A 14,469-nucleotide genomic window follows, 5' to 3' on the forward strand; every position below is an offset into this window, starting at 1 on the left:
GGGCCGCGGTCGGTCAGCCGGCGAGCCGGGCCCTGACCATCGCAGCGACGGCGGCGCCGTCCGCTCGGCCGGCGACCTCGCCCTGAACGATCTTCATGACCTGCCCCATCTGGGCCATGGAGGTCGCGCCGACCTCGTCCACTGCCCGGTCGACGATCCCCGCGATCTCCTCGTCACCGAGCTGCTCCGGCAGGTAGACCTGCAGGACCTCCAGCTCGGCCTCCTCACGCTCGGCGAGCTCGGGCCGACCGGCGTCACGGTAGGCAGCGGCCGACTCCTTGCGCTTCTTGGCCTCCTTGGCCACGACCTTGAGCGTCTCCGCGTCGCTGAGCTCATGGGCCTCGGTGCCGGAGACCTCCGCGTTGCTGACGCCGGTGAGGACCATGCGCAGGGTGTCCACGCGGACCTGCTCCCGCGCACGCATCGCGGCGTGGAGGTCGGTGCGGAGGGTGGCCTTCAGCGAGTCGCTCATGGGCCTGATTGTCGCAGCATCCCCACGTCGCCCGGGACCATTTGCGAAGATGAGCCGGTGACCACTCCCCTGCCCCTCCGCCTCGCGGCCTACGGCGCCGCCACCGGTGGGGCCGCCCTGGCCTGGGCCACCCTCGTCGAGCCCCGGCTGTTCGCCCTCCGCCGGTACGCCCTACCCGTCCTGCCGCGGGGCTCGCGACCGCTGCGCGTGCTCCAGGTGAGCGACATACACATGGTCCCGGGCCAGCGGGCCAAGCAGGAGTGGATCCGCTCGCTCGCCGCCCTCGAGCCCGACCTCGTGGTCAACACCGGCGACAACCTCAGCCACCTCCGGGGCGTCCCACCGGCGCTCGAGGCGCTGGCCCCGCTGCTGGAGCGGCCGGGCGTCTTCGTCATGGGGTCCAACGACTACTTCGCGCCGACGCCGAAGAACCCCGGGCGGTACCTCACGTCGGCCTACGCCAAGGTCCCGGACGGTCAAGTCCGGCTCCCCACGGAGGAGCTGCGCGCCGGCCTCGCCGATCGCGGCTGGGTCGACCTCGACAACGTCCGGACGACGATGGCGGTGGAGGGCAGCCGTCTCGATCTCGTCGGGGTGGACGACCCACACATCGAGCGTGACGACTACGCGTCCGTCAGCGCGCCGGCCGACCCCGACGCCGCCCTGACGATCGGCGTCGCGCACGCGCCGTACCAGCGCGTCCTCGACGCCATGACCGCCGACGGTGCGCGCTTGGTCATCGCCGGTCACACACACGGCGGGCAGCTGCGTGTCCCGGGCTTCGGGGCGCTCGTGACCAACTGCGATCTCGACCGCCGCCGCGCCAGGGGGGTCTCCCGGTGGTGGACGGGGGCGGGCTCCGGTCGGGTCCAGCCGCCGGACGCGGCCTGGCTGCACGTCTCCGCCGGGTTGGGCGCCTCGCGCTTCGCACCGGTGCGCTTCTCCTGTCGTCCGGAGGCGAGCCTGATGACCTTGACCGCGGCGGGAGATCCCCGGTGAGGGTCCAGGAGGCCGTGGCCCTGGGGGCCGCCGTCGTCTTCGCCGCCGGCACCACGACGTGGGCCCTCGCGACCGCGCAGCCGGAGGTGGACCTGCCGACCCCGTCCACCGGTGGCGGGCCCTCCCCCTCCTCGACGACGACGAGCACGTCCTCGACCTCCGCGTCGAGCACCTCGACGACGACCCGGACCGATGCTCTGGTGTCGGCGACGGAGGACCTGGTGAGCGAGACGGAGCCGGTGGAGGTGACCCCCGTGGCGCCGTCTCCCGAGCCGACCAGCACGTGGGTGCCCGAGCCGTCGGCCACCTACGCCCCGGTCGAGCCAACGTGGGCGCCCGTGGTCCCACCGCTCGAGCCCCTCACCCCGGACACGCCACAGGGGACCACCGTGGGTGACGGCACGTCCGACCCCGCCACGACCGGGGGCGGGACGACGGACGGCGGTGCACCAACCGACGACGGCGACGAGGAGGCGGAGGAGGAGCTCGGCCCGGAGGTCGGGTCCACGGGCCCGGGCCTCCTGGACCCGCTCTCACCACCCGACGACGGGCGAGGGTGACACCCGATTACGGGTCGAAGCAGTCTCTGGGTTATTCTTCCTTGTCGTTGCCCACTGCGGGCAGCACAGGCACCTCGGGGTGTGGCGCAGCTTGGTAGCGCGCGTCGTTCGGGACGACGAGGTCGCAGGTTCAAATCCTGTCACCCCGACCATCTGACACCGGCTCTGATCCACGGATCAGGGCCGGTGTTCTCGTTCCCCGGGCCTCGTCGCCGCGCCCTGTCGACCGTGCGGTGTACTGGGGGCGGATCCCATCCCTCAGGAGACGCCCATGACGCACCGCCCCTGCTTCCACCTCGCCATCCCGGTCGACGACATCGACACTGCACGAGAGTTCTACGGCGGCGTGCTCGGGCTCGGGCAGGGGCGCTCGGACACGCTGTGGATCGACTGGAACTTCTACGGCCACCAGCTGGTCACGCACCAGACCTCGGGTGGCGCCCCGGGCCCGGCGGGTCACAACCCGGTGGACGACCACCGGGTGCCGGTGCCCCACTTCGGGCTCGTGCTCGACCACGACGACTTCCACGACCTCGCGGAGAAGCTGCGAGCGGCCCGGGTCGAGTTCGTCATCGAGCCGTACGTGCGGTTCGCGGGACAGCCCGGTGAGCAGTGGACGATGTTCTTCCTAGACCCGGCCGGCAACGCCCTGGAGTTCAAGTCCTTCGCGGACGAGTCCCAGATCTTCGCGACCTGACAGCGCCTGACTACGCTGCGACCATGACTGACGAGCCATGCCCCTGCGGCACCGGTCGGGCACTGTCGCAGTGCTGCGGACCGCTGCTGACCACCGAGCGCCTCGCCGAGACCGCCGAGGAGCTGATGCGCAGCCGGTACACGGCGCACGTCTTCGGCAACGCGGAGCACCTGTGGCGCACGTGGGACGGCCGTACCCGGCCGGCCGTGGTCAATCCCGGCGAGGCCCGCTGGACGGGTCTGGAGATCACCGAGGTCGTCGATGGCGGCCCGGACGACCTGACCGGGACGGTCGTTTTCACCGCCCGGCACGAAGGGGGCGAGCTGGCCGAGCGCAGCGAGTTCACCCGGCGCGGTGGACGCTGGTTCTACACGGAAGGTCGATGATGGGCGAGGTCCGCTACGACGCCACGGAGGGTGTTGCGACCATCACGCTGGCAGCGCCGGAGCGGCGCAACGCCCTGTCGGTGGAGATGTCGCGCGAGCTCATCGACGCCGCCCGCACGGCGGAGTCCGATGCCGACGTGGGTGCCGTCGTCATCACCGGCGGCGCGCACTTCTGCGCCGGCGCGGTCCGCTCCGTCCTCGCCGAGACCGGCAAGGACCCGGTCGAGGACACCGCGTACCGCGACCTCGAGACGGTCTACTCGGCCTTCACGACGATCGGGACGCTCGACGTGCCCACGATCGCAGCGGTGCGCGGCGCGGCCGTGGGAGCAGGCCTGAACCTCGCCCTGTCCACCGACCTGCGGGTCGTCTCGCGCTCCGCACGCCTCCTGCCCGGCTTCGCCCAGATCGGGATCCATCCCGGTGGCGGCCACCTGCACCTGCTGCACCGGGTCGCGGGGCGCGAGGCGGCTGCGGCCATGGGTCTCTTCGGCGAGGAGGTCGACGGCACGAGGGCAGTCGATCTCGGGATCGCGTGGTCAGCGCACGAGGATCCCGACGTGGAGGGCGCAGCCCGGGCCGTGGCCGCCCGAGCGGCGGTCGACCCCGATCTGGCCCGCCGGGTGCTGCGCAGCTTCCGGCGCGAGACCGCTCCCGGCGGTCTGGCGTGGGACTCCGCGGTCGAGGTCGAGCACTCCCCGCAGATGTGGTCCCTGCGCCGCAAGCACGGCGCCTGAGCAGCCACACGGCCCCGGGTCAGGGCTGGCCGATGGCCCTGCGCAGGTCGGCGAACCACTCGACGGTCGGGTCGAAGGCCCCGCCACCGGCGATGCGGTCCAGCTCGATCGCGCGCAGCTCGTCGTCGCGCCCCACGTCCTGGCCGATGACGCCCGAGCCGCCCGCCAGCGCGGTCTCGACCGCCAGGTTGGTGCAGCGGGCGATCAGCTCCAGGTCCTCGGCGTTCGGGGCGGCGGAGCGGGCGAAGTAACCCGACTTCCACACCTTCGCCTTCTCCGCCCCGAGGCGCTCGGCGAAGTTCTCCGCGAAGTAGGCGCCCGGATTGACCTCGTCGAGGGCCACGTGGCCGAAGGCATCCCGCGGCACCTCCTCACCGGCGGCCTCGAGCGAGGCGACGATGTCGTCCACACCGGCACCCTCCGCGAGGAAGACGTTGACGCACCCGATCTCGTCCATGACCGCCCTGAGTCGCTCACCCTCCGCGTCGAGGTCGACGGGCACCTCGGGGACGTAGACGGCGTGCACGTCCCACCGGCGGGGGTCGTTGCCGATCCCGGGGACGAATTCGCGCTCGAGCAGGTGGCCCCGGTACCGACGAGCGGTCTCGGCCGTGAGCCAGCCGCTGTGCCGCCCCATCACCTCGTGGATGATGAGCATCCGCGGGTTCGAGGAGTGCTCGCCGATGACGTTGCGGGCGAAGAGCGCCCCCTGCTCGGCCGCCGTCCACGCCCCCAGGCTCTGCCGGATCGGGACGATGTCGTTGTCGATCGTCTTGGGCAGCCCGATGACCCGCAGGTCGTGGCCCGCCTCGGCGAGGTGGCGGGCGAGGTCGGCCGCCGTGGTGTTGGTGTCGTCACCACCGATGGTGTGCAGGACGTCGACCCCGTCCTCGAGCAGCTGTTCGGCCGCGACGCGAAGGGGGTCGCCCCCCTTCGCCACGAGGCCGCGGCGCACGAGGTCCTCGGCATTGGTCAGCTTGACCCGGGAGTTGCCGAGCGGGGAACCACCGAAGGCGTGCAGACGGCCCGCGGTGGCACGCACCTCGTCGGTGACCTCGACGCTGCGGCCGGAGAGCAGGCCGGCATAACCGTCGAGGTAGCCGATGAGGCGCACCTCGGGGGCCCGGTCGGTGTAGCGCTCGATGAGCCCGCCCACCGCGGACGAGAGGCACGGGGCGATACCCCCGGCCGTCAGCATCGCCACGGTGCGAACGTTCACTGGCTCTTGCAGGGCAGCTGGATCGTCTCTGCCGGACGCTCGTAGGGCTTGACCTGCGGGATCTCGCTCTGCGCCTTCAGGCCGTCCCACTCGTTGCCGAGGACCAGATCGAGCGTGGTTCCGCTGCGATCGTCCTTCTGCAACTGGATGTCCTCGACCTGCTCGGCCAGTCGCTTGGCCGCTCGCTCGCCCTCCGGGCCGAACCGGATGACGCCGACCTCGTTCTCGTGGAAGGAGTTCTGCGGGTCGTTGCCCGTCTTCTTCACCGTGAACTCGCGCTCCTGGAGGGTGTCGCTCGTCTCTGCCGCGAGCCCCTCCTTCCACGTCGTGTTGTAGACGTTGACGGAGATCTCGGACGGCGCCGGCAGTGGCGGGTCGGGCTCGTCGACGAGCTTCTCGAAGCCGTAACCCAGCACGAGCTGGACGCTCTCCCCGCCCCGGGCGTCGTTCCACAGCTTGGAGCCGGGGATCTGCTTCTGCACCAGCAGAGCGTTCTCCAGGCCCTCGTCGCCGAAGTAGATGGTGGCCGGGCCCTCGACGTAGACGGAGTCGTCGGCGTTGCCGATCGAGGCGACCTTGAAGTCGCGCAGCTCGAGGTCACGTCCGACCTCACCCGCCAGGCCGACGGCGTCGCTGCTGTTGAGGAGGTTGATCGTGAAGGACTCGCGCTCGGGGGCGGGCGCGGTCACCGGGGCACAGTTTACGGTCTCGTTCATCCCGAGCAGACCGGTCCCGTACGCCGTTGCGACGGTGGCGGTCCCCAGAATGAGCCCGGGGAGGGTGATGAAGAGGAGAAGGCGTCGCCGACGCTGACGACGGAAGTGCCTGGCGGCGGCTCCCTCGAGCTCGTCGAAGCCGACGACTCGATACGACACGGGCCCCTCCTCGTGCGGGTCCGTTCCGTGGTTCTGATCAGTCATCTGCGCCCCTCCCCTGAGTCTCCATTGTAGAGGAACTTTATCTCCTCATGAGTCACACCAGTCACACAAGCAACACGGCTGGATCGTTCCCGGACCGAGACCGATCGGGCACTCACGAGCGTGGACGCGCGGGGTGACGAACCGGTTGCGTGATGGTCACGACCCGGCCGCACCACGGTCAGCCCATGGTGACGGCAGGTGCGCCCCGACCGCGCTCGACGGCGATCATCTCGGCGACCGTGAGCATCGCCGTGGCACCACGGCGGATCGTGTCGGCACTGACGAACATGTCGATGTGGTGCCCCGCCCCCTTCGGCTGCCGGATCCGACCCACGAAGCGCGGGTCGATGCCCACGCTGTCCACGGGTGTCGGGACCTCTCCGGTCCGCTCGTCGAGGTAGACGAGGGACGGCGCGGCCACGTAGGCCTGTCGCACCTTGTCCGGGGAGACCGGCCGCGCGCACCGTGCGTGCAGCGCCATGGAGTGCGCCATGACGACCGGCACCTGGACCAGGGTGACCACGACGGGCACGGCGGCGGCGAGGTCGAGGATCTTGCGCACCTCGTGGTCCACCGCGCGCTCGGCGGTGGTGAAGCCGTCATCGGTCGCCTCTCCCACCCACGGGATGACGTTGAGCGCCAACGGAGCGGGGAAGGGGGACGCGACGGGCAGGTCGGACACGGCCGCCCGCACGTCCCCGGGGTGCTGTCCGATCGTCGGCTCCCCCGCGACGGTGTACATCTCCTCGCGCAGTCGGGCCACCCCCCGGTCCGACTGCGACACCGCGGCGATGAGGCCCGTGACGACGAGGTGCTGCAGCTCCCACCCCTGGTGCAGGACGTGGGCGGCATCGATGAGCCCCCACGTCAGTGGGCCGGGCAGCGCGACGATGCCTCGGGGCCGGTGGCTCACCAGCTCGGAGTTGATGCCCGGGACGACGAGCGGGACCTCCTCGTCCAAGCGGTGCGTGGAGCTGGCGTCGACGACGACGGCGCCGGCCGACACCGCTCGGGTCGCCCACTCCCCCGTCACCTCGGACGAGAGGTTGAACAGTGCGACGTCGACGCCGTCGAAGGAGTCCTCCCGGAGGGTCTCCACCGGCTGCTCGCGTCCGCGCACGGTGAGGGTCCGGGTGGTCACCCCCGGCGCGTAGAGACGGATCTCGCCCCACGGGTCGTCCCGCAGGGCGAGCGCGGAGGCGAGCGCCTCCGCGAAGCGCCCCGTCGCCCCCACCAGGGCCAGGGTCGGCCCGGTGGTGGACGGCGACGGGGACGCGGTCACCGCCCGGTACCGGCGTAGACGACGGCCTCGCCGTCCTCGGAGTCCAGGCCGAAGGCCGTGTGCAGTGCCTGGAGCGCCTCATCGAGCTGGTCGGCGCGCGTGACCACGGAGATGCGGATCTCCGAGGTCGAGATCATCTCGATGTTGATGCCCGCGTCGGCGAGTGCCTTGAAGAAGGTGGCCGAGACGCCCGGGTTGGTGCGCATGCCGGCACCGATCAGCGAGAGCTTGCCGATCTGGTCGTCGTACTGGATCGAGTCGAAGCCGACCTCGTCCTTGGTCTTCATCAGCGCCTCGACGGCCACCTGCCCGTCGGACATCGGGAGCGTGAAGGAGATGTCGGTGCGGGCGGTCTCCGACTCGGAGACGTTCTGCACGATCATGTCGATGTTGACCTGGGCGTCGGCCACGGTCGTGAAGATCTGCGCGGCGCGGCCCGGCTCGTCCGGCACGCCGACGACGGTGATCTTGGCTTCACTGGCGTCGTGCGCGACGCCGGCGATGATGGGTTCTTCCATGGCCTGGTTTCCTTCGGTCTCGGGGGGCAGGACCCACGTGCCCTCCTTCGGGGTGAAGGACGAACGCACGTGGATGGGCATCTCGGAGCGACGCGCGTACTCCACGCACCGCAGGTGGAGGATCTTGGCGCCGCTGGCGGCCATCTCCAGCATCTCGTCGTGGGAGATGCGATCGATCTTGTGTGCCTTGGACACGATGCGCGGGTCGGCGGTGAAGATGCCGTCGACGTCGGTGTAGATCTCGCAGACATCGGCCTCGAGAGCAGCAGCGAGCGCCACCGCGGTCGTGTCGGAGCCACCTCGTCCGAGCGTGGTGATCTCCTTCGTCCCCTGGCTCACGCCCTGGAAGCCCGCGACGATGACGATGTGCTTCTTGCCCAGCGCCTCGGTGATGCGGCCGGGTGTGACGTCGATGATCTTCGCCTTGCCGTGCGAGGTGTCGGTGATGACCCCCGCCTGGCTACCCGTGAAGGACCGCACGCTGTGGCCCAGGTCGGCGATGGCCATCGCGACGAGCGCCATCGAGATCCGCTCACCGGCGGTCAGCAGCATGTCCATCTCCCGCGGTGGCGGGACCGGACTCACCTGCTCCGCGAGATCGAGCAGCTCGTCGGTGCTGTCACCCATGGCGGAGACGACGACGCATACGTCGTTGCCCGCCTTCTTGGTCTCGACAATGCGGTGCGCCACTCGCTTGATGCTCTCGGCATCACCGAGCGAGGAACCGCCGTACTTCTGGACAACCAGACTCAAAGGAGAACTCCGTGTTCTGCGGGTCCGGCCCGGGCACGGACCGGCGCGTCACCCCGAAGGATAACGACCCGGCGGCACCTGTGCCGCATCCGTCCACCGGACCCTTGTCCTTCCCACCGCCTCTCCCGCCCCTGTCAGCGGGCGGTGGCGCCCCTGGTGAGGCTGGTCACGCGGGGTCGGGTGGGGACCGTCCCGCCGCCGGGTCAGGAGTGCAGGGCGTCGAACTCGGCCTCTCCGACGACGTCGGCGTCGGCATCGAGTCGCAGGTGCGCCAGCAGCGTCTGCAGGACCCGCACGGCCATCGCCGCGCGGTCGCCCCAGTCGGCGAGGTAGCTGTACTGCCACCACCACAGCGCCTCGGTCGGCCGTCCGGCCTCGTGGTGGGCCAGCCCGTGCGTGAGTGCCCCGGCGATGATCGCCAGGTCGTTGCTCAGCGACCCGGTCGCCCGCTCGGGCGAGGTGACCGGGTCGGCGACGTCGCCGTACTCGTCGACCTCGGAGAGCAGCTGGGCCAGGCCCGTGCGCAGCGGGTCCAGGTCGGTGTCCGGGCCCGCGTCGTCCTCGAAGCGCTGCTCGAGGACGATGTCGTTGATCGCCCCCAGCCGGGCGCCGACGAGCTGGATCTGGCTCGTCGTGAGCAGCAGGAGCGGGATGGCGCTCTCGGGCGCGGCCCCCGAGGCGATCTCGGCGACGGTCGCCAGCCAGGTACTCGCCTCGGCGGCGCACTCGTCGGCCAGCAGGGTGGTCTCGTCAGGCATCGAGCAGCTTCCTCCCTTCGAACGCGCGACCGAGGGTGACCTCGTCGGCGTACTCGAGGTCCCCGCCCACGGGCAGCCCGGAGGCCAGGCGGGTCACCTTGATCCCGAAGGGGGAGAGCAGCCGGGCCGTGTAGGACGCGGTGGCCTCGCCCTCGAGGTTCGGGTCGGTCGCGATGATCACCTCGGCGACGCTGCCGTCGGACAGCCGGGACATCAGCTCGGTGAAGCGCAGGTCGTCCGGGCCGACGCCGTCCATCGGGGAGATCGCGCCGCCGAGCACGTGGTAGCGACCACGGAACTCACGGGTGCGCTCGATCGCGATGACGTCCTTGGGCTCCTCGACGACGCAGATGGCGCTGGGGTCGCGGCGGGTGTCCGCGCAGATGCGGCACTGCGGGCCCTCGGCGACGTTGCCGCAGGTCTCGCAGAAGGAGACCTTGTCCTTGACCTCGCTGAGGGTCTGGACGAGCCGCTGGACGTCCTGCGGGTCCGCCTGCAGGAGGTGGAAGGCGATCCTCTGGGCACTCTTGGGGCCGACCCCGGGCAGTCGGCCGAGCTCGTCGATCAGGTCCTGGACCACGCCTTCGTACACGCCTCGACCCTACGCCCACCGGTGACCACGTGGGCCATCGGAGGGAGATGGGCGGTTCACTCCTCGCGGATGACCGCTCCGCCGAGGATCCGCTCGATGACGGCCGGGCCGGCGGCACCGGCATCGACGATGTCCTCGTCGTCGTCGCTGACCGACGCATCGTCCGGCTCGTGCGGGGCGCGCGGCTCGGGGACGGACGGCGAAGGGGGCCCGCTCGCCTGCTCGGACCCGTTCGCCGGCCCGGCCGTGGCCCACGAGGGCGCGGAGGAGGCGGCCGCCGGCGCCGATCCCCAGTCGCCACCGGAGGGTCCACCGGTCGGGGACGGGACGCCCACGTCATCCGCCGGAGCGGTCCGGGACCGGGGTTCGCCCGGCCCGGTGGGTCCGCCTCCGCCGGCAGCGGCCGGCGCGGACGCGCTCTGCGGCGGTGGTGAGTACGTCGCCTGGGAGCCCCCACCGGTCGGCGGCTGGCCGCTCTGCTGGTGCGGGACGCCCTCGACGCGGGCGTCGACCCCGAGTGCGTCGATGAGGGCCTGCCGGACCACCTCGGCGTGGGAGCCGTTGCGGAAGGCGTTGGCCAGACCGGTCGTCGCGATCCCGAGGACGAGCCGTTGGCCGTCGTAGGAGAGCACCTGCGCGTGCTCGGACAGGAAGGTCCAGGTCGCCCGCCGCATCTGGTAGATCCGCCCGAGGACGTCGGGCCAGGCCCGGCGCAGCGCCTCGACGTCGATGTGGCTGCTCGTCGCGGCGGTCCCGGCCGGCTCCTCGGCCGCGGGCTGCCCGGGCCCGCCGACCGACGGCTCGCCGCGGTCCGGGTGCGCTGCGGTCTGCTCCGGGACCGGCTCCGGTGTCGGCGGTTGCGACTCGGCCGCGGCCGGCGCGTGCGCGGAGACGTCGTGCGCCGTGGGGCGTGGTTCGGACGCGCGCCCCTGCGGCGCCGGCTCCCGCGGGGCCGACTCCTGCGGCGTGGCCGCATGCTCCGGGCCCCGCCCGCTCGTCGCAGCGGCAGGCGCAGCCTGCGCGGTGGGGGCGTCCTGCTGCGGGCCCGGCGCCGGGCGCTGGGACACGGCGGCCTGACGCGGTGCGTCGCCCCTCGCCGGGGCTGCGTCCTCGCTCCTGGGGCCGCCCCCTTCGCCCGTGGGCACTCCTCCCACGTCCAGACGACGCTCGAGGCGGTCCAGTCGGGCCGCGTAGCCGGACTCGCCGGCCGCGGCCGGCAGGAGCACCCGGGCGGCGATGATCTCCAGCTGCACGCGCGGGGAGGTGGCACCGGTCATCTCGGTCAGGCCGGCGTTGATGATGTCCGCCGCCCTGGAGAGCGACGCGGCCCCGAAGACTCCGGACTGCTGACGCATCCGCTCGATCTGGTCACCGGGCAGCCCACGCAGGATCGCCGCGGCGCCCTCGGGCGCGGCCGCGATGACGATGAGGTCCCGGAAGCGCTCGAGCAGGTCCTCGACGAAGCGGCGCGGGTCCAGGCCGGTCTCGATGACCGAGTCGATGACGGTGAAGACGGCTCCCGCGTCGCCGGCGCCGAAGGCCGTGACCGCGCGATCGAGCAGCTCGTCGTCGGTGAAGCCCAGAAGCGCGGCGGCCCCGTCGTAGGTCAGCCCCCGCTCGTCGCTGCCGGCGATCAGCTGGTCGAGGACGGAGAGGGAGTCGCGGACCGACCCACCGCCGGCCCGGACGACGAAGGAGAGCACGCCGGGCTCCAGGGCCACGCCCTCCGCGGTGCACAGCTGCTCCATGTAGTCCTGCAGCCGCGCCGGCGGCACGAGGCGGAAGGGGTAGTGGTGGGTGCGTGAGCGGATCGTGCCGATGACCTTCTCCGGCTCGGTCGTCGCGAAGACGAACTTCACGTGCTCCGGCGGCTCCTCGACGATCTTCAGCAGGGCGTTGAATCCCTGCGGCGTCACCATGTGCGCCTCGTCGATGATGTAGATCTTGTAGCGACTCTGCGCCGGCCCGAAGGACGCCCGCTCACGCAGGTCACGCGCGTCGTCGACACCACCGTGGCTGGCCGCGTCGATCTCGATGACGTCGACGGAGCCGGCACCCCCGCGGGCCAGCGCCACGCACGAGTCGCACTCACCGCACGGCGTGGGGGTGGGTCCCTGCTCGCAGTTGAGGCAGCGGGCGAGGATGCGGGCGCTCGTCGTCTTGCCACAGCCGCGCGGCCCGGAGAAGAGGTAGGCGTGGCTGACCCGCCCGGAGCGCAGTGCCTGCATCAGCGGCTCGGTGACGTGCTCCTGGCCGATGACGTCGGCGAAGGTCTCTGGCCGGTAGCGGCGGTACAGGGCGGTGCTCACGGGGACGACCCTACTTGCGCTTCCCGACAGCCGGTCCCCTGACCGGGGACCGGCTGTGGAGGATCACCTCAGGGGCGAAGGGAGGCGGTGGCCTCGGTCAGCTTGCGCAGCTGCGCGAGCAGGTTGCGCAGCTCCTTGGCGCGACGCTCGGCCGGGGCGAAGACGAGGCTGCCGTCCTCGGCCTCCGTCGTCTCGAGCATGGTCGAGAAGGAGACCTGTCCCCGGGCGACGTGCATCTGCGGGTTGGCGAGGATGGTGCGCCAGTGCTCGACCGCGCGCACCCCGCCGTCCGCGCCGTAGGAGACGAGGGCGACGCCCTTGTGCACCCACTCCGGGAAGAGCACGTCGAAGGCGTTCTTCAGCGCGGCGGGCACGCCGTGGTTGTACTCCGGGGTGACGAAGACGAAGCCGTCGAACTCGTCGATCTTCTTCCCCCAGCGCACGGTCTTGGGGTTCTCGTACTGCCGCTTGGCGGCACCCGGGACGACGGGCTCACCGAGGAGGTCGAGGTCGTAGTCCGCGAGGTCCACGAGCTCGTACTCGGCGTCGTCACGGCCCTCGGTCTGCTCGAGGACCCAGTCGGCGACCTGCTTCCCGAAACGACCGGGGCGGGTGCTGCCGAGGATGATGGCGATCTTCACGAAACTCCTTCGCGGTTGCGGACCGAACGGGGCCCGCCGCCCCCGGGTGTGGGGGCGGCGGGCCCGATCGTGGATGAATCAGGCGCGCGGCGGCTCGTCGTCGCGACCGCGCAGGCCATCGACCTTATCGCGGACCTTGTCCATCATGCCCTCGCGCTTCGCGTGCTGCGGTCCGTCCGGACGCGGCTCGGGGTCGAGGTGGTCACGACCTGCGTCACCGGGACGGTCCGTCCCGACGTCTCCGGGGCGGTCCGCTCCGACCCCTCGGTCGTGCTCGGGGCCGTCACCACCCACGAGACCACTCTGGTCGGCGGGGCGGTCGGAGCCGAAGCCCTCGTCCCGGTCGGCGGGTCGGTCCGAGCCGAAACCCTCATCCCGACCCACGGGACGGTCCGAGCCGAAACCCTCATCCCGACCCACGGGACGGTCCGAGCCGAAACCCTCGTCCCGACCCACGGGACGGTCCGAGCCGAAACCCTCGCCCCGGTCGGCGGCACGGTCCGAGCCGAAACCCTCGTCGCGGCCGGCGGGACGATCGGCGGCGAAGTCCTCGCGCTGCTCGACGGTCCGATCGGTGGTGCCGTGGTCCGAGGCCGCGTACGCCCCGGCGCCCGCGCCGACGGCTCCGGCACCGGCAGCAGTCCCGGCGCCGCGACCGTGGCGATCGTCATCCGCCCGGGCGTCACGCTCCGGGCCGCGATCATCGGCGCGGACCTCGGGGTCCTTGGCGTCCGCCGCGCGCAGCTGCTCGTCGTGAGCGCGCCTCTCGCGCTCGGCCTCCTCCGCCTTCAGTCGCGACTCGTCGTCGAGGCGCTCTGCCTCCACCCGGCGACGCTCTGCCTCCGCAGCCCTCTGCTCGGCCTCGGCGGCCGTGCGGTCCGCCTCCGCGCGGGCGGCGCGGGCATCGGCGTCGGATGACCTGGCGTCGGCCTCGCGCGTGCGGACCTCCCGCTCACGCTCGGCCGCCTGGGCGCGCATCTGCTCGGCCTCGGCGCGGTCGCGCTCGATCTTCTTCTTCTTGGCGCCCTTGGCGAGCATCGACGCCAGAGCGACGAGCACCAAGAGGACGATGACAGCGACGATGATCCAGATCCACATGTTGTCCATGGAGCTCCTCCTTCACGGAGGCGGTCGTGGTCACGACCGCTCTTGGCACCACGCTATGGGGATCTGCGCCACGCGCCAGTCGAAACGGCGCCACGATTTGGCTCCGGCTCGCCATGCCGGGCGACAGGGCACAAAAAAGGACACCCCGCGCACCTGGAAGAGCTCGCCTACCCTTGCTGCATTCCTGCCCTGGGGGAGTTCGGTGAGGTACCACCACGCGGGGTGCCGATCGCCGAGTCTACGTGTCCCCGAGCCGTCCGCGAAAGCGGGCCCGGACGCCCACCCCCGACACCCACCCCGCGCAGGCGTCGGGCGACTGCCGGAGGCACCCCTTCGCCCTCGAACATGCCGAAGGCCCCGATCCACGGACCGGGGCCTTCGATGGCGGAGGATGCGGGATTTGAACCCGCGAGGGGTTTCATCCCCAACACGATTTCCAATCGTGCGCACTAGGCCACTATGCGAATCCTCCGCGGGAGAGATTACCCGAGGCATCCGCTTGCCCGAAATCGAGTCGAT

General features: G+C 71.6%; 15 protein-coding genes, 2 tRNA genes and 1 other RNA gene. 6 read left to right on the top strand and 12 right to left on the bottom strand.

What is annotated here, in order from left to right:
* Positions 1-13 precede the first annotated feature (13 nt).
* Complete coding sequence (locus PVE36_RS12935; RefSeq protein WP_277452919.1) at positions 14-472, bottom strand: GatB/YqeY domain-containing protein; 459 nt, start codon at positions 470-472, stop codon at positions 14-16.
* Positions 473-529: 57 nt separating this feature from the next.
* Here PVE36_RS12935 and PVE36_RS12940 point away from each other — a divergent pair, with 57 nt between their 5' ends.
* The 6 genes from PVE36_RS12940 to PVE36_RS12965 all read left to right on the top strand — a co-directional run bounded on the left by PVE36_RS12940 (position 530) and on the right by PVE36_RS12965 (position 3,851).
* The gene (locus PVE36_RS12940) at positions 530-1,471 is read left to right on the top strand and encodes a metallophosphoesterase (RefSeq protein WP_277452920.1); all 942 of its coding nucleotides are present in this window, start codon (positions 530-532) and stop codon (positions 1,469-1,471) included.
* Positions 1,468-2,031: a hypothetical protein gene (locus tag PVE36_RS12945; protein ID WP_277452922.1), complete on the top strand. Its 564-nt coding sequence runs from the start codon at positions 1,468-1,470 to the stop codon at positions 2,029-2,031. The genes PVE36_RS12940 and PVE36_RS12945 overlap by 4 nt, the downstream gene beginning before the upstream one ends.
* Positions 2,032-2,106: 75 nt before the next feature.
* A tRNA-Pro gene (locus PVE36_RS12950) sits at positions 2,107-2,183 on the top strand.
* Between the two features lie 119 nt (positions 2,184-2,302).
* Positions 2,303-2,728, top strand: a complete 426-nt coding sequence (locus PVE36_RS12955; protein ID WP_277452924.1) for a VOC family protein — start codon at positions 2,303-2,305, stop codon at positions 2,726-2,728.
* 23 nt (positions 2,729-2,751) lie between these two features.
* Entirely contained in the window at positions 2,752-3,114 is a 363-nt protein-coding gene (locus tag PVE36_RS12960; RefSeq protein WP_277452925.1) for a YchJ family metal-binding protein, read from the top strand.
* A complete protein-coding gene (locus PVE36_RS12965; RefSeq protein ID WP_277452926.1) occupies positions 3,114-3,851 on the top strand; it encodes an enoyl-CoA hydratase-related protein in 738 nt (245 codons plus the stop codon). The genes PVE36_RS12960 and PVE36_RS12965 overlap by 1 nt, the downstream gene beginning before the upstream one ends.
* A 19-nt stretch (positions 3,852-3,870) precedes the next feature.
* Here the strand turns inward: PVE36_RS12965 and PVE36_RS12970 are convergent, their stop codons facing one another.
* From PVE36_RS12970 to PVE36_RS13020, 11 genes are all read right to left on the bottom strand, one after another.
* Entirely contained in the window at positions 3,871-5,070 is a 1,200-nt protein-coding gene (locus PVE36_RS12970) for a pyrophosphate--fructose-6-phosphate 1-phosphotransferase (protein WP_277452929.1), read from the bottom strand.
* Positions 5,067-5,945 (bottom strand): LytR C-terminal domain-containing protein, encoded by an 879-nt coding sequence (locus PVE36_RS12975; RefSeq protein ID WP_277452930.1) that lies wholly within the window; start codon positions 5,943-5,945, stop codon positions 5,067-5,069. The genes PVE36_RS12970 and PVE36_RS12975 overlap by 4 nt, the downstream gene beginning before the upstream one ends.
* Before the next feature lie 223 nt (positions 5,946-6,168).
* Positions 6,169-7,272, bottom strand: a complete 1,104-nt coding sequence (locus PVE36_RS12980) for an aspartate-semialdehyde dehydrogenase (RefSeq protein WP_277452931.1) — start codon at positions 7,270-7,272, stop codon at positions 6,169-6,171.
* Complete coding sequence (locus PVE36_RS12985; protein ID WP_277452933.1) at positions 7,269-8,543, bottom strand: aspartate kinase; 1,275 nt, start codon at positions 8,541-8,543, stop codon at positions 7,269-7,271. Before PVE36_RS12985 ends, PVE36_RS12980 begins: the two co-directional genes overlap by 4 nt.
* A gap of 203 nt (positions 8,544-8,746) precedes the next feature.
* On the bottom strand, positions 8,747-9,301 hold the full coding sequence (locus PVE36_RS12990) for a DUF5063 domain-containing protein (RefSeq protein WP_277452934.1): 555 nt from the start codon (positions 9,299-9,301) through the stop codon (positions 8,747-8,749).
* Positions 9,294-9,893 (bottom strand): recombination mediator RecR, encoded by a 600-nt coding sequence (gene recR / locus PVE36_RS12995; RefSeq protein WP_185991479.1) that lies wholly within the window; start codon positions 9,891-9,893, stop codon positions 9,294-9,296. The genes PVE36_RS12990 and recR overlap by 8 nt, the downstream gene beginning before the upstream one ends.
* Positions 9,894-9,949: 56 nt before the next feature.
* Positions 9,950-12,202, bottom strand: coding sequence for a DNA polymerase III subunit gamma and tau (locus PVE36_RS13000; protein WP_277452935.1), 2,253 nt, complete (start codon positions 12,200-12,202; stop codon positions 9,950-9,952).
* A 68-nt stretch (positions 12,203-12,270) separates the two neighbouring features.
* On the bottom strand, positions 12,271-12,843 hold the full coding sequence (locus PVE36_RS13005) for an NADPH-dependent FMN reductase (RefSeq protein ID WP_277237359.1): 573 nt from the start codon (positions 12,841-12,843) through the stop codon (positions 12,271-12,273).
* Between the two features lie 78 nt (positions 12,844-12,921).
* Entirely contained in the window at positions 12,922-13,950 is a 1,029-nt protein-coding gene (locus tag PVE36_RS13010) for a hypothetical protein (RefSeq protein ID WP_277452937.1), read from the bottom strand.
* 133 nt (positions 13,951-14,083) lie between these two features.
* Positions 14,084-14,180, bottom strand: an RNA gene (gene ffs, locus PVE36_RS13015) — signal recognition particle sRNA small type.
* Between the two features lie 152 nt (positions 14,181-14,332).
* Positions 14,333-14,422: transfer RNA gene (locus PVE36_RS13020), tRNA-Ser, on the bottom strand.
* Positions 14,423-14,469 lie beyond the last annotated feature (47 nt).

Origin of the sequence: Janibacter sp. DB-40 (assembly GCF_029510815.1) — a bacterium.
In the GTDB taxonomy this organism is placed as follows: Bacteria; Actinomycetota; Actinomycetes; order Actinomycetales; family Dermatophilaceae; genus Janibacter.

What these genes read in the sequence shown, in the direction of transcription:
- PVE36_RS12965 (WP_277452926.1), top strand. Translation starts at nt 3,114, where the DNA reads ATGGGCGAGGTCCGCTACGACGCCACGGAGGGTGTTGCGACCATCACG.
- PVE36_RS12990 (WP_277452934.1), bottom strand. Translation starts at nt 9,301, where the DNA reads ATGCCTGACGAGACCACCCTGCTGGCCGACGAGTGCGCCGCCGAGGCG.
- PVE36_RS12960 (WP_277452925.1), top strand. Translation starts at nt 2,752, where the DNA reads ATGACTGACGAGCCATGCCCCTGCGGCACCGGTCGGGCACTGTCGCAG.
- PVE36_RS13010 (WP_277452937.1), bottom strand. Translation starts at nt 13,950, where the DNA reads ATGGACAACATGTGGATCTGGATCATCGTCGCTGTCATCGTCCTCTTG.
- PVE36_RS12955 (WP_277452924.1), top strand. Translation starts at nt 2,303, where the DNA reads ATGACGCACCGCCCCTGCTTCCACCTCGCCATCCCGGTCGACGACATC.
- PVE36_RS12935 (WP_277452919.1), bottom strand. Translation starts at nt 472, where the DNA reads ATGAGCGACTCGCTGAAGGCCACCCTCCGCACCGACCTCCACGCCGCG.